General features: G+C 66.8%; 12 protein-coding genes. 7 read left to right on the forward strand and 5 right to left on the reverse strand.

What is annotated here, in order from left to right; translation table 11 throughout:
• Window positions 1-89 precede the first annotated feature (89 nt).
• From AC5P9N_RS09450 to AC5P9N_RS09470, 5 genes are all read left to right on the forward strand, one after another.
• Entirely contained in the window at window positions 90-1,061 is a 972-nt protein-coding gene (locus AC5P9N_RS09450; RefSeq protein WP_005411715.1) for a LysR family transcriptional regulator, read from the forward strand.
• 14 nt (window positions 1,062-1,075) lie between these two features.
• Window positions 1,076-1,705 (forward strand): leucine efflux protein LeuE, encoded by a 630-nt coding sequence (gene leuE / locus AC5P9N_RS09455; protein ID WP_005411716.1) that lies wholly within the window; start codon window positions 1,076-1,078, stop codon window positions 1,703-1,705.
• Window positions 1,702-2,124, forward strand: a complete 423-nt coding sequence (locus tag AC5P9N_RS09460; protein WP_005411717.1) for a hypothetical protein — start codon at window positions 1,702-1,704, stop codon at window positions 2,122-2,124. The genes leuE and AC5P9N_RS09460 overlap by 4 nt, the downstream gene beginning before the upstream one ends.
• Window positions 2,121-2,819 (forward strand): suppressor of fused domain protein, encoded by a 699-nt coding sequence (locus AC5P9N_RS09465; protein ID WP_005411718.1) that lies wholly within the window; start codon window positions 2,121-2,123, stop codon window positions 2,817-2,819. The genes AC5P9N_RS09460 and AC5P9N_RS09465 overlap by 4 nt, the downstream gene beginning before the upstream one ends.
• 166 nt (window positions 2,820-2,985) lie before the next feature.
• The gene (locus AC5P9N_RS09470; RefSeq protein WP_099484097.1) at window positions 2,986-4,413 is read left to right on the forward strand and encodes an amino acid permease; all 1,428 of its coding nucleotides are present in this window, start codon (window positions 2,986-2,988) and stop codon (window positions 4,411-4,413) included.
• 92 nt (window positions 4,414-4,505) lie between these two features.
• On the opposite strand, the gene AC5P9N_RS09475 is transcribed toward AC5P9N_RS09470, so the two are convergent.
• Window positions 4,506-5,747 (reverse strand): dipeptidase, encoded by a 1,242-nt coding sequence (locus AC5P9N_RS09475; RefSeq protein ID WP_059033052.1) that lies wholly within the window; start codon window positions 5,745-5,747, stop codon window positions 4,506-4,508.
• Between the two features lie 124 nt (window positions 5,748-5,871).
• Window positions 5,872-7,041, reverse strand: coding sequence for a class I SAM-dependent rRNA methyltransferase (locus AC5P9N_RS09480; RefSeq protein ID WP_010487449.1), 1,170 nt, complete (start codon window positions 7,039-7,041; stop codon window positions 5,872-5,874).
• Window positions 7,042-7,388: 347 nt separating this feature from the next.
• Between AC5P9N_RS09480 and AC5P9N_RS09485 the strand changes: the two genes are divergently transcribed.
• Both AC5P9N_RS09485 and AC5P9N_RS09490 read left to right on the forward strand, forming a co-directional pair.
• On the forward strand, window positions 7,389-8,351 hold the full coding sequence (locus tag AC5P9N_RS09485; protein WP_099484096.1) for a TerC family protein: 963 nt from the start codon (window positions 7,389-7,391) through the stop codon (window positions 8,349-8,351).
• 93 nt (window positions 8,352-8,444) lie between these two features.
• Complete coding sequence (locus tag AC5P9N_RS09490) at window positions 8,445-9,215, forward strand: rhomboid family intramembrane serine protease (RefSeq protein ID WP_012481682.1); 771 nt, start codon at window positions 8,445-8,447, stop codon at window positions 9,213-9,215.
• A gap of 112 nt (window positions 9,216-9,327) precedes the next feature.
• Here the strand turns inward: AC5P9N_RS09490 and AC5P9N_RS09495 are convergent, their stop codons facing one another.
• The 3 genes from AC5P9N_RS09495 to AC5P9N_RS09505 all read right to left on the reverse strand — a co-directional run bounded on the left by AC5P9N_RS09495 (window position 9,328) and on the right by AC5P9N_RS09505 (window position 14,628).
• Window positions 9,328-10,443 carry a glycerophosphodiester phosphodiesterase gene (locus AC5P9N_RS09495; RefSeq protein ID WP_062606444.1) on the reverse strand — a complete coding sequence of 372 codons (1,116 nt, stop codon included), beginning with the start codon at window positions 10,441-10,443 and terminating at the stop codon, window positions 9,328-9,330.
• A gap of 159 nt (window positions 10,444-10,602) precedes the next feature.
• The gene (gene mnmE / locus AC5P9N_RS09500) at window positions 10,603-11,952 is read right to left on the reverse strand and encodes a tRNA uridine-5-carboxymethylaminomethyl(34) synthesis GTPase MnmE (protein ID WP_099484095.1); all 1,350 of its coding nucleotides are present in this window, start codon (window positions 11,950-11,952) and stop codon (window positions 10,603-10,605) included.
• 3 nt (window positions 11,953-11,955) lie between these two features.
• A complete protein-coding gene (locus AC5P9N_RS09505; protein ID WP_099484094.1) occupies window positions 11,956-14,628 on the reverse strand; it encodes a polysaccharide deacetylase family protein in 2,673 nt (890 codons plus the stop codon).
• Window positions 14,629-14,683 lie beyond the last annotated feature (55 nt).

Raw genomic sequence — 14,683 nt, forward strand, 5'->3', positions numbered from 1 at the left:
CAGTGGTCCAGTGGGGAAGGAGTGCACAGGTTGCGCCGCGCACGGTCGCTCAGAAAGGCGCAGAATCGGGCAGCACTTTCACTCCGGCAATGAAGATGATCCGCTTCGACGACCTGCAGTTGTTCGTCCGCACGGCCGCACTGGGCAGCTTCTCGCAGGCGGCCCGCGAGGCCGATCTGTTACCCGGCCAGGTCGCTGCTGCCGTGGCGCGGCTGGAACGCGAACTGGACCTGCGCCTGTTCGTGCGTACCACCCGCAGCCTGCGCCTGACCGGCGAGGGCGCGCTGTACCTGCCGTATGCGCAGGAGGTACTGGCTACCCTGCGCGAAGGGCGGGCCCGCGTACAGGGCGAGGACGCCGAACTGCACGGCACGCTGCAGCTGTCGGCACCGTCGGACTTTGGTCGCAACCTGCTGCTGCCGTGGCTGACCGCATTCCGAGCCGCACATCCACGGCTGCGCCTGCACCTTCGGCTGTCCGATGAAGTGGCCGACGTGTTCCGCGATCCGGTTGATGTGGCGATCCGCATCGGCCACTTCGATGACGCCAACTACGTGGCCCTGCCCCTGCTCGAAGGCAACCGTCGTGTGCTCGCGGCGTCGCCCGATTACCTGCAGCGACGGGGCACGCCGGTGCGTCTGGACGAACTGCGTGAGCACGATTGCCTGGTCTACCAGCTCAGTGGCCGCGCCTACGATCGCTGGTCGTTCGAGGTCGACGGGCGCCGCACCGTGATCCCGGTGCGCGGCCCGCTGGTCTGCGACGACGCCGACGTGGTGCGGCGCTGGGCGGTGGCCGGCGAAGGCATCACCTACAAATCCTGGCTGGACCTGCGCGAAGACGTGCTGGCCGGACGCCTGCAGCTGCTGCTCGACGGCCTCGGCAGCCACATTCCGCTGCAGCTGGTGTGCCCGCACCGCAAGCAGTTCTCGCCGGCGGTGCGGCAGCTGCATGCGCAGCTGCGCCAGCACCTGCAACCGCTGCTGTCTGGCATGCCCGATGGACTCCCCCACCCCCTGTCGCCCACCCCGGTGCTGGCCGACAATGGCAGCCCCCCGTAAGAGAGAACACCGCCATGCCGTGGATGGGCATCCAGGACCTGTGGACGTTTCTGGTCGCTGTGCTGGTGTTTCTCGCCCTGCCCGGCCCCGGCACCTTCACCCTGCTGACCGCCACCGGTCGGGGCGGCGTGCGCGGCGGCTACACCGCACTGGCCGGACTGCTGGTCGGCGATCAGATCCTGATGTGGCTGGCGCTGGCCGGTGTCGCCGCACTGCTGAAGGCCAACCCCTTGGTCTTCCACGCTGTGCAGTACCTGGGTGCGGCCTACCTGGTATGGGTGGGCATCAGCCTGCTGCGTACGCCGAAGCACGAGGGCGGTGATGCTGGCCCGATCCGCATGCAGCCGGGCCGCTATTTCCAGCAGGCAATCCTGGTCAGCCTGCTCAATCCGAAGGCGATCCTGTTCTACATGGCCTTCCTGCCGCTGTTCATCGATCCGAAGGCGCACCAGGGCATCGCCACCTTCGCGGCGCTGGCCGGGATCATCCTGGTGGTCAGCATCGCCTACTGCTCGATGCTGATCGGTGTGGGCAACCTGGCCCGCCGCCGGTTGATCCAGCATCCGCGCATCAGCGATGCGCTGCGCCGGGTGGCCGGCCTGTTCCTTGTCGGGTTCGGCATCCGGTTGGGGTTGAACGGATGAAGGCCTGGCTGGCAACCGCGGTCGCACTACTGCTCGCCGGCACCGCCTCTGGCACCACCGTGCAGGACCATCGCTGCCTGAGCGGCGGTCGCAATGACAGCATCCACCTGGAATGGCGCTGGCTGAAAGACGGCCGGGCCGATGTGCGCTACGCCGGGCAGCGCGAGCGCCTGCCCCTGCACCGGATCTCGATGGAGACCACGGTGCTGGCCGAAGATCGCCCGTACCAGTTCGACAGCGTCTGGGAAGAACGCATCGACGGACGCCTCAACGGCCGCTACCTGCTGAGCACGCAGGGTGCCCTGGTGCTGGATCTGCGTTACGAACGCGCCCGCGATGGCCGCAGCACCACCTTCCACGACGACCCCGAAGCCTGGCAGGAAGACGGCTGCCGCTGGCCCGGCAGGGTGGCTGAGTGAGCACCATCGACGACGACACCCTGCTGGAGCGCAGCTGGGAGTATCGGGAGGAGACGCTGTACCGGCGGTTGTTCGGCGATACCGGACCGGGGATCTACCCCCTCGACATGGATCTGCTGCGCAACGTCTTCAAGCAGGAGCAGATCGACCCGCGCTGGCTGCATGTCGGCGTCAATGCGTGCCCTCCGCACGGTGATCGACGGCACTGGATCTATGTCAGCACCGGCCTGTCCAACCCCTGGGAAGGGCGGCACGAAGATGGAGATTCGGGGTGGGGCATCGAACTGATGCTTGAGACCCAGGATGAAGCGACGTGGGCGCTGACCACCTTGCGCTGGTTCACCGCGTACCACCTGCTGCTGTGCCACTCACGCATGCCCGGCAATCCGTTGGCGCCATGGGACCGGCTGAAGCTGGGGGGGCCGGTGGATCACGCAGGGAGCATGCTGCAGGCGGCCGTCTTCGTTCCGTCATTGCACTTTCCGGGACCCCAGCAACTGCCATCGGGACGATTCGACTTCCTGCAGCTGCTGCCGTTGACCCTGGACGAGCACGCGTTCGGCCGCGCGCATGGCTTCGAAGTGCTGGTGGCCCAGTTGAGAACCCAAGGTGCGGCGCCGGTGATCGATCCGCAGCGGGTCAGCATCGATCTGGCCCCTGCTCTCGTACTTCAATCGCCTCCGGGCTCGCCTTGAGGGATCGAATCATTTCGAACCCTGCCAGCATTTGTGCCGATTCCGGCAGCGTGGCCGGGGGGCAGCGCGCGCGCCGCCATGCATGACCCCCGTCAGTGGTAATGCTGCGCTGCGTTCGGTCACACTCGGGAACTTGTCGTTCTTAGTCACCCCTTCCGAGGCCTGCATGTCCCTGTTCCGGCGCAAGTCCCTAGATTCCGTCACCGTCCACGAAGCCGGCAGGCGTCTGATCCCGACGCTCAGCTGGCCGCACCTGATCGCGCTGGGTATTGGCGCCATCGTCGGTACCGGCATCTACACGCTGATCGGCGTCGGTGCCAACCTGGCCGGCCCGGCCGTACTGATCTCCTTCGCCATCGCCGGTGCGGTCTGCGCCTGTGCGGCGCTGTCCTACGCCGAGCTGTCGACGATGATGCCGGCCGCCGGCAGTGCCTACACCTACAGCTACAGTGCGCTGGGCGAGGTGTTTGCCTGGGTGGTGGGCTGGAGTCTGATCCTGGAGTACTCGCTGGTGGTGAGTACGGTGGCGGTGGGCTGGTCCGGCTACTTCGTCGGCTTCCTCGAATGGGTCCACACCCAGTTCGGCTGGAACGTGCACCTGCCGGCCTGGCTGGCAGCCGGCCCGCACGTGGAAGGCGGCATGATCAACCTGCCGGCGATCATCATCACCTGGCTGGTGGCAGGCATGCTGATGGCCGGCACCAAGGAAAGCGCCACCCTCAACGCCATCCTGGTGGTGTTCAAGCTGATCGCGCTGGCCATCTTCGTGGCCGTGGCCCTGCCCGCCTTCGACAGCAACAACCTGCAGCCGTTCATGCCGTATGGCTTCGCCAAGTCGATGGGCCCTGATGGCGTTGAGCACGGCGTGATGGCGGCAGCGGCGATCATCTTCTTCGCCTTCTACGGCTTCGATGCGATCTCCACCGCCGCCGAGGAAACCAAGAACCCGGGCCGCGACCTGTCAATCGGCATCATCGGTTCGATGATCGGCTGCACCATCGTCTACGTGCTGGTGGCGCTGGCCGCCGTGGGTGCGATGAGCTACGCCGTGTTCGGCCACAGCGCCGAGCCGCTGGCGCTGATCATGCGCCAGCTGGGCCATCCGACCGCGGCGATGGTGATCGGCGTGATCGCGATCATCGCCCTGCCGACCGTGCTGCTGGCCTTCCTGTACGGCCAGAGCCGCATCTTCTTCGTGATGAGCCGTGATGGCCTGCTGCCGCGTGGCCTGTCCAAGGTCAACGCGCGCACCGGCACGCCGGTGGCGACCACGCTGTTCACCGCAGTGGTGGTGTCGGCGCTGGCCGGTGTGGCGCGCCTGGACGAGATTGCCGCGCTGGCCAACGCCGGTACCCTGGCCGCGTTCACCGCCGTCGGCATCTGCCTGGTGGTGCTGCGCCTGCGCGAGCCGAACCGCGAGCGCACGTTCCGCACGCCGCTGGCCTTCGTGGTCGGCCCGCTGGCCGCGCTGGGCTGCATCTACCTGTTCCTCAGCCTGCCGCACACCACCCAGCTGTATTTCCTGCTGTGGAACGTGGTCGGCCTGGTGCTGTACTTCCTGTACAGCCGTCGCCACGCGCTGATCGCGAAATAACCGGATCGCCGGTAGTGCCGGCCGCTGGCCGGCATCTCGCATCCTGTTGATACAGGCAATGCCGGCCGCTGGCCGGCACTACCGCAGGGCGGTCAACCGCCCTGCTTTGCCGCATAGTCCTGCGCCTGGCGCATCACCCGCAGCAGGTTGCCGCCCCAGATGCCGGCAATCTGCTGCTCGGTGTAACCCTTGCGCAGCAGCCACGCGGTGATCTTCGGCAGCTGGCTGACATCGGGCAGGTCGCTCAGGCCACCGCCGCCGTCCCAGTCCAGGCCGATGCCCACGTGCTCGGGGCCGACCACCTTGAGGATGTGCTCGAAGTGGGCGAAGAAGTCGTCGAGGCTGGCATGGCGCACCGGGTGCTCGTGGTCCAGCGCCTGTTCGGCCTTCAGCAGGGCAACACCCTGCTCGATGCCCATGCCTTCCCAGCCACCCAGCTGCTTGCTCAGCGCTTCCTCGGCCTGCTTGCGCTCGGGCGTCTTTGCGGTGTCGATCAGGTAGCCACCATAGGCGTTCACCTGGATCACGCCGCCGGCCTTGGCCAGCTTGCGCAGGCGCGCATCATCAAGATTGCGCGGGTGGTCGTAGACCGCCTTGGCTGAGCTGTGCGACAGCACGAACGGCACCGGCATCATTGCCAGCAGGTCATCGAACACCGCGTCGGACGCATGCGACTGGTCGATCACGATGCCCAGCTTCACCGCCTGCTGCACCAGGTCCTTGCCGGCCGGGCTCAGGCCTTTCCATTCCGCTCCCTTGGGGTCGGTGGCCGAATCGGCGAACTCGTTGTTGGCGAAGTGCACGGTACTGAGCAGGCGCAGGCCGGCACGGTGGTAGAACGAGAGCAGGCTGGGGTCTTCCACCAGCGGGCTGGCGTTTTCCATGCTGATGTAGACCACGCGCTTGCCGGCGGCCTTGATCCGCGCCGCGTCATCGGCGGTCAATGCCAGCGCGAAACGCTCGGGATTGGCGGCCAGCATTTCGCGGATCTCCAGCAGCCGCTGCAGGCCATGGTCACGCTCGGCGAGGTGCGCGGCTGGGCTGCGGTCGCCCTGATCGGTGTAGATGGCCCAGAAGCCACCGTCCAGCGCGCCCTCGACCATGCGCGGGTAGTCCACCTGCGAGAGTGCGTTGCGGTCGTGGCGCTGCTCGATGTCGAAGCCGGTCCGGCCGAAATTGGCCGGCGTATCCAGGTGGCTGTCGAGCGTGACCAGGCGCTGCTGCAGCGCCTTGGCGCGGGCCAGTTCCTGTGCGCTGAACTCGATGGCATGAGCCGACAGCGGCGCGCACAGCGCCAGGGCAAGCACGACGGACAGGTGGCGCAACGATGGCATGGGCTCTCACCGGCAATGGGAAGAGCCCGACCATAGCGCTGCGGCCAGCAGATTTGTAGAGTCGAGGCGTGCTCGACTGATCAGGCACCGCGAGTCGAGCATCGCTCGACTCTACATCTGGAAATCAGTCGACCACGCGGCAGAACACGGCCTTCAGGTAACGCGATTCCTGCACGTGGGCCATGAACGGATGGTCCGGACCGGCGCCGGCCACCTTCAGGATCTGGATCGTGCGGCCGGAGAAATAGGCCGCGCGGCGCAGCATGTCGAGGAACTGGTCCTCGGCAACCAGGCCGGTGCAGGAGAACGTGGCGAACAGGCCACCGGGCTTGACCACGCCCAGCGCCAGCTTGTTCATGTCCAGGTACTTCTTCAGCGCGGTGATCACCTGGTCGCGGTCGCGGGTCATCTTCGCCGGATCCAGGATCACCACGTCGTACTGCTCGCCGCGGTTGGCGGCATCACGCAGCCACGGGAAGATGTCGGACTGGACGAACTTCGGACGCACGTTGTTCAGGCGCGAATTGCCCTTGGCGATCTGGATGACGTCTTCATCGATGTCGATGCCGACCACTTCCGAAGCACCACGCGCAGCCGCATACACGGCGAAACCGCCGGTGTTGCAGCACAGGTCCAGCACGCTCTTGCCTTCCACCTGCTGGCTCAGCCACTCGCGGTTCTCGCGCTGGTCGGCGAAGAAGCCGGTCTTGTGCGCACCGGCCGGGTCGGCGCGGAACTTGATGCCGTACTCGGTGATCACCGACGCTTCGGTGGTGGTGTTGCCGTGGAAGTCGAAACTTTCCTGCTTCTGCACGTGTTCGTCGGCAAAGCTGTGGAAACGGCAGCCCGGGAACTGCTCGCGCAGGGCGTCGTAGATCCATTCGCGGTGGCGGAACATGCCGGCGGCGAAGAACTCGACCACCACCAGGTCGCCGTAGCGATCCACCACCAGGCCGGACAGGCCGTCGCCTTCGCTGTGCACCACGCGCCAGGCGTCGGAGACCGCGTCGAGCTTCAGCACCTCACGGCGCAGCGACACCGCCTGGGCGATCTTGCGCGAGAACCAGCCGGCATCGACCGGCACGTTCTGGTCGGTTTCGAGGATGCGCACGGCGATGCGCGAGTGCCCGTTGTAGAACCCGCGGCCAATGAACTCGCCATCGATGCCGACCACGTCGACGATGGAACCGGGCTTGGGCCGGACGGTCGGTTTCTCGACCAGTTTCTGGAAGATCCACGGGTGGCTGGAACGCCACGCATTCTTGAGGCGGACAATCGGAAGGGGGGTATTCATCCACCCATTGTAAACCGGGTGCCGGGGTCGGATCCCCGCAGGGGCTCTGACCCCAGTGTGGCGACGATGGGGTCGGAGCCCCTTTGGGGATCCGACCCCTGGCCTCCCCATTTGACGGCGGCGGGGCCAGACGGCAGAATCGGCGCCAGAAGGGGAGTAGCTCCCAGACGTTGTCGCCGTCATTTCGAGCCCGCAGGCTCCGGTGCAACGGCAGTTCCAGCCGACTGGAACTGCGAGCGAGACCTTCGCCGTACTGGCGAAGCTCTGTCCCTGGATCCCCCTCCCGATCCTCCGTTGCAGATCCTCGCCGTCCGGCCTGGCATTCATCTTTCCAACGGACATTCCCAATGCAGACGATCGGTAACGTGTGGTTGTGGGGCGGCTTCGCAGCGGTGGTGGTCATCGCCCTGCTGGTCGACCTCGTGTTGATGCGCCATGGTGGACCGCACAAGGTCACCTTCAAGGAGGCCCTGTGGTGGTCCATCGGCTGGGTCGCGCTGGCCCTGCTGTTCAATGCGGGCCTCTGGTACTACCTGAATGAGACCGCGGGCCAGGTGGTGGCCAACAAGGTCGGCCTCGAATTCCTGACCGGCTACCTGGTCGAGAAGGCGCTGGCGGTCGACAACATCTTTGTGTTCCTGATGATCATGAGCTACTTCGCGGTGCCGGATGAGCAGCGCCAGAAGGTGCTGATCATCGGCATCCTGGGCGCGATCGTGCTGCGTACGATCATGATCTTCGCTGGCAGCGTGCTGATCAGCCAGTTCCATTGGCTGCTCTACGTGTTCGGCGCCTTCCTGCTCTTCACCGGCTGGAAGATGTGGTTCGCCGCTGGCCAGGAGCCTGATCTGGAAACCAACCCGGCGCTGCGCTGGATGCGCAAGCACCTGCGCCTGCTGCCGGATTACGCCGGCAACGCGTTGAGCGTGAAGCGCGACGGCGTGCGCTGGTTCACCCCGCTGTTCGCGGTGCTGATCCTGATCGCGGTCACCGACGTGATCTTCGCCGTGGACAGCATCCCGGCGATTTTCGCGATCACCACCGACCCGTTCATCGTGCTCACCTCCAACGTGTTCGCGGTGCTGGGCCTGCGCGCGATGTTCTTCCTGCTGGCCGGCATGGCCGACCGCTTCCACCTGCTGCCGTATGGCCTGGCGCTGGTGCTGGGCTTCATCGGCATCAAGATGATGATCATCGACCTGTTCAAGATCCCGACCCCGGTGTCGCTGGGCGTGGTCGCGGTGATCATCGCCGCCACCGTGGTACTGAGCCTGAAGTACCCGCCGAAGGAAGGCTCCGGCCACACCTGATCATGGCCGGCCGGCGGGATTGTCCCGCCGGCCGCACCCACTCTCCCGTTGCGGTGGCCTTGGTTTCGCGCCAGTCACCGCCATTGCTGAGGTATGGACAACAACGCGCCTCTGCCCGCTGGCGACCTGCCGGCCCCCCGCAATGACCGCTCGCGCATCCTGCGGGCGTTCAATGTCAGCCTGGCCGCCGTGCTGGTGCTGGTGGCCGTGTTCGCCCTGCAGGGCACCTTCGACTGGCGGCCCTGGGCGGTCGCGCCGCTGGAAGCCAAGGGCCTGCTTGGCCTGATCGGCGGCCCGATGCTGCATGCCTCGGTCGAGCACATCGCCGCCAACAGCATCGCGATCCTGATCCTGGGCACGCTGGCCGGCAGCGTCTACCCGAAAGCCACCGTGCGCGCCCTGCCCCTGCTGTGGCTGGGCTCGGGCATCGGTGCGTGGATGCTGGGCAATCCGGGCAGCGTGCACCTGGGCGCCAGCGGCGTCACCCATGGCCTGATGTTCCTGCTGGCCAGCCTGGGCCTGCTGCGCCGCGACCGTGCAGCGATTGCCACCGGCCTGATCGGCATGCTGTTCTACGGCGGCATGCTGATGACCATCCTGCCGCACGCCGACGGCGTGTCCTGGCAGTCGCACATGGGCGGCGCCTTCGCCGGCATCATCGCCGCGCTGCTGTTCCGCAACGCCGACCCGCTGCCGCCGCGCCCGCGCTACAGCTGGGAAGACGAAGAAGACGAGGCCGAACCGCTGGCCGACGACGAGCTGGAACCGCCGTCACCGCAGCGCGTGCCGGTGCTGTGGCAGCCGCGCGAAGGTCAGGACTACGTGGTGATTCCATTCCGCCGGCCAGACGAGCCGCGCGGCTGAAAATGCCCCGGTAGTGCCGGCCGCTGGCCGGCACCCTCATGAACCGGTAGTGGCCGACCTTGGTCGGCGCGGTTGTTGTGTGCCAACCAAGGTTGGCACCTACCAGAGTCCGTCAGTTCGCCGCATTCCCCGCCGCGCCCATGCCATCCACCGCCTGCCGGCCCAGTGCCGGGTCATCGGTGAAGAAGGCATCGATGCCGGTGGCCAGATAGGCACGCATCTCGGCAATCGAACCCTCGGCATTGCGCGCGTTGTCGGCGCCCTGGCGCAGGTTGCTGGCCTGGAAGTGGTTCTCCGGACGGAAGGTGTACGGAATCACCATCAGGCCCACTGCATGTGCGTCCTGTACCAGCGTGGTCGGAGTGCTCAGCGCGCCCTTGGCGTCCAGCGGAATGATCGAGCGCAGTTCCGGGCCGATGCTGTCGGCGTAGCTGGCGATGTCCTTCAGTCCTGCCGGCGTCATCATCTGCGCGTAGGTCAGCTTGCCACCGGCCTTGGCGATGTCGGCCGGCTGGGTGTCGCCCTTCCACAGCAGTTGCAGCAGGCGGATGTTGCTGCCGCGCGGGATCTTGCCGCGCAGGTAGCGCAGGTTGGCGGTCTCGAACGACTGGATGGTGACCGGGCCGACGTTGGTATAGGCATTGCCACGCAGCGCGGTCAGGAGCTTGTCTTCCATCGGCAGGCCGATCGACTGGAAGTAGGTCGGGTGCTTGATCTCCGGCACCAGGCCGATGCCACGGTTGGCACGCCCGGCCTGCTGGACAAGGAATGCGAGGATCTCGTCCAGGCTGGCGATGCGGAACTGGCCGTCATAGGCGGTGCTGCGCAGTTCCGGCAGGCGCTCGCGCGCGTACAGGGTCTTCAGCTCGGCCAGGGTGAAGTCTTCGGTGAACCAGCCGTCCACCTTCTGCCCGTCGATGACCTTGCTGGTGCGGCGGCTGGCGAATTCGGGATGCGAGGCCACATCAGTGGTGCCGCTGATCTCGTTCTCGTGGCGGGCCACCATCACTCCGTCCCTGGTCATCACCAGGTCCGGCTCGATGTAGTCGGCGCCATCGGCGATCGCCTGCGCATAGGCGGCCAGGGTGTGCTCGGGCAGCAACGCGCTCGCCCCGCGATGGCCATAGACCGACACCTTGTGCGCGGCCGGGGTGGAGGATTCAGCACTCATGGCCACCGATGGTGCCACGGCCAGCGACAACAGCAACGCACAACCCCACGACTTCACTGCGACTTCCCCAAGCGGTATGTGATGGGCGTCAGTATGCGGCGGCAATGTGACAGGTGGGGGACCTGGGGTCGGATCCCCGCAGGGGCTCCGACTCCGTAGCGATCCCGAGAAGCTCGTTCGGCTGGGTTGCCGGCCAGCGGCCGGCACTACCAAGGCTTACTTGCCGATGCAGAAGCTGGAGAAGATCCTGCCCAGCAGGTCATCGGCACTCATCTGCCCGGTGATCTCGCCCAGCGCGTCATGCGCCAGCCGCAGTTCCTCGGCGGCCAGCTCCAGGTGCTCGTGCGCCAGCTCGCCGTCGGCGCGCTGCGCGTGCTCCTGCGCGCGTTCAATCGCATCCACATGCCGCGTGCGCGCGGAGAACTCGCCGTCCACCTGCTCCCCTGCCCCGGCCGAAGCGATCGAACGCAGACGCGCATGCAGATCGTCGAGCCCGGCGCCGGTGGAGGCCGAAACGAACACGCGGTCCGGATCGTCCAGCGACGGCAACGCCTCCAGCAGGTCCGACTTGTTGTGGATGTAGACCTTGTGCGGCACCGCCGCCACGGCCTCGCCCAGCGCCGCTTCGCCAGCCGCCGGATCGCGCGCATCCAGCACGATCAGCGCCAGATCGGTGCGCTCGATTTCCACGTGGGCGCGGCGCATGCCTTCGCGTTCGATGGCGTCACCCCCGTCGCGCAGGCCGGCGGTGTCGACCAGGGTCAGCTCCAGGCCGTCCAGGCGAATGGTTTCGCGCAGGGTGTCGCGGGTGGTACCGGCGATGTCGGTGACGATGGCGCGTTCGCTGCCGGCCAGCGCGTTGAGCAGTGAACTCTTGCCGGCGTTCGGCGGACCGATCAGCACCGCGTGCAGGCCATCGCGCAGGCGACGGCCGCGTTCGGCATCGCGGCGCAGCAGGGCCAGATCGCTGCGCGCCTGTTCCAGCCCACGCCGCACCTGCGCGCCACCGAGCGTATCCAGCGGTTCGTCGGCAAAATCGATGGCCGCTTCCACATGGATGCGCAGCAGCACCAGCTGCTCGACCACGGCGTCGATGCGGCGCGAGAACACGCCATCCAGCGAGCGACGTGCCGCGCGCGCGGCGCGGTTGTCGCCCGCGGCGATCAGGTCGGCGATGGCCTCGGCCTGGGCCAGGTCGAGCTTGCCGTTGAGGAATGCCCGTTCACTGAACTCACCCGGCCGCGCCTGGCGCGCGCCGAGCGCGATGCAGCGCGCGACCAGCTGCTGCAGCAGCACCGGGCTGCCGTGGCCCTGCAGTTCCACCACTTCCTCGCCGGTGAAGCTGTTCGGTGCCGGGAACCACAGCACGATGCCATCGTCGATGACCTCGCCTTCGGCATCACGCAGGCGCGCGTAGTGCGCGTGGCGCGGACGCAGTGCAGGTGCACCCAGTGCATTGGCGATGGCCGCAGCACGCGGGCCGGACAGGCGCAGCAGGCCGACACCGCCGGCGCCAGGGGCACTGCCGATGGCGACGATGGTGTCGGTGCGGATCGCGTCGTTCATGGCTCAGAGCTTCTCCAGCTGTGCGCGCGCCTGTGCCGCGCCACTGCCCTGCGGCTGCAAGGCCAGGTAGGTGGTGTAGGCCTGCTTGGCCTTGGCCTTGTCGCCGGCGTTGAAGTAGGCATCACCCAGGTTGAGATAGGCCACTGCACGCGAGGGGTCGATCTTCAGCGTGTTCTCCAGCCAGCGCGCCGCTTCGGCATAGCGCTGCTGGCGGTAGTAGACGAAGCCGAGGTTGTTGGCGGCCTGGGCGAAGTCCGGACGCAGCTTCAGTGCTTCGGTGAACTGCGCCACCGCCTCGTCGTACTGCTTCTCGCGGTACAGCTGAAGGCCGCGGTCATTGGCCTGCTGCGCGCGCTGGCGATCCGACGCCGGGCCCGCAGTGGGAACCACCAGCTTGGCCTTGCCGCCCTGCAGGTCGGCCACCGTCACCGGCGCCTGGCTGCCCTTGGCTTCGCTGGCGGCTTCAACCTTGTTGTTCAGTGCGATCGCATCGGCGGTCAACTGGCGCGTATCGGCATTGAGGAACTCCTGGCTGTCCGGCACCTGGAACACGAACTCGCCGCCCTGCGAACCGGGCAGGCTGCCGAAGGCCGGGGTCTGGTGTGAAACGGCTGAGACGGCCGGCGCAACGTAGGCGGCCAGTTCGGTACCGGTGATCAGCCCATCGCCGTTGAGGTCGCCCTTGCCGGCCAATGCCTGCAGCAGCACCCAGGTGAACACCGAGTGGCCGTTCGGACCAGCGTCGGCCACCTGCTGGTCGGCACCGCCGGCGGTCAGCATCTGCCGCGCGCTGCGCCGCGCGTTCTCGCGCAGGAACGACGACGACGATGGGCCGCCACGGGTCAGGCCCAGGCCGCTGTAGCAGGCATCCATCACGAACATCACGTGCTTGGCCTGCATGCTCTCGGCGATGTTCTGGATGTCGGTCATCGCGATGGCGTCGGTAGCGAATTCCTTCGGGTCCGAATCCACTGGAATGATGTAGCCGAGGTCGCGTCCGGAGGCGAGCTGGCGGGTGGCACCATGGCCGGCGAAGAACACGAACACGCGGTCGTTCTTTCCGGTGCGGTCATCGGCCAGGCGGTCGTGGAAGGCGGCCAGGATGTTGTTGCGGGTGGCCTGCTCGTTCTTCAGCACGATCACCTGCGAGGACGGGAAGCCGAACTGCCCGGTCAATGTGTTGGCCACTGCCTGCGCGTCATGGCTGGCGTACTCCAGCTTCGGCCACTTGGCGTAGTTGTCGATGCCGACCACGATTGCCCAGGACTTCTCGTAGCCGGTGGTGACGGTGGCGGCACCGGTATCGCCCTTGCGCGCACGGGCGACCGTGAAGTCGCGGCCGTTCCAGCCAGCGAACTGGTAGCCATCGGCGATCAGCCGGTCGAGGATCTGCGGCAGCGCCTTCACCGCACGATCGTGAATGTCGTGGAACAGGATGATGCCGCGCTGTTCCTTGTTCACCTGGTCGAGCACGCGCTGGACGATCGATTCCGGCACCGGGTCGGCCCAGTCCATCGAGTCGATGTTCCACATGATCGACTTCAGCCCGGCTTCGTTGAGCAGCTGCAGGCCTTCGGCATTGCGTGCGCCATAGGGGAAGCGGAACAGCGGCGCGCGCTTGCTGTCGACATCCTTCAGCAGCGTGTCGGTGTCCAGCACCTGCTGGCGCAGCGCGTCACCGGTGGTCCGCGAGAGCTGGGCGTGGGTCAGGCTGTGATTGCCGACCGCATAGCCCTCTTCCATCAGGTTGCGGCTGATCTTCGCCATCGGGCCGAGGCTGACCTTGCCGTCGGCCTCGACCTTGCCCAGGTTGCGGCCCACTTCGAAGAACACGCCCGGCACGTCGTAGCGCTTGAGGATGGCCACCACTTCATCGGTATAGGCCTTGTGCGGGCCATCGTCGAAGGTGAGCACAACGGTCTTGGCCGGCAGGTCGCGGCCGAAGATCTCGCGGTCGCTGTCCTTCATCGACATCGGGTACGGCTCGATCACGCCATAGTCGCGCAGGATCGCTTCGCGGCTGTAGTCCTTGTGCAGGTCGGCGATGTAGTCGTCCCACTTCTCACGCTTCAACTCGATGGCGCGGGTGCGCTCGAAGCGGCTGAAGATGCGGGTCAGTTCCTGGTTGTAGTTGCGCTCGATCTCATCAAGCGCCTCCAGGTCCTCGCCGATGCGCTGGTGCAGCTTCACCGCCGGCAGCGACGAATCGGTGCCGACCCGTTCATGCAGGTCACGCAGCACTTCGCGGAAGGCCAGGCGGTCGGCGTCGAACAGTTCCGGCGCCGACTCGATGTAGTCCAGCACGGTGCCGAGGGTGGCGAAGCGCTGCGGACTGGAGCCGCGCAGCAGCGTGTCGAACTGCGCGGCGATGGCCGTGCGCTGTTCCAGGCCATCGTGGAACAGCTGCTGGCCCACGCGCGTGGAGGTACCGCGGTCGGCAGCCGACTGCTGTTCCTCGTCGGCCAGCAGCACGATGATGCGGCGGTAGCCGTCGAGCTGTTTCTGCAGCGCGGCCAGCAACGGTGCAGCGGCAGGATCGGCGGCGGCCGCAGCCTGCGCGCTGGGCTGGGTGACCGTGGTCGCCGGCGCCTTCGCGTCCTTGTCGCCACAGCCGGCAACGACCAGGGTCAACAACAGCGACGGCAGGAACAGGCGGAACGACGGCGCACGCTGCATGGTGGACTCGAAGGTGGGAGGAACGGTGTGCCGGCGATTCTAACGCCGCATGCGA

This window comes from Stenotrophomonas sp. YJH_SMC_6 (assembly GCF_059371335.1).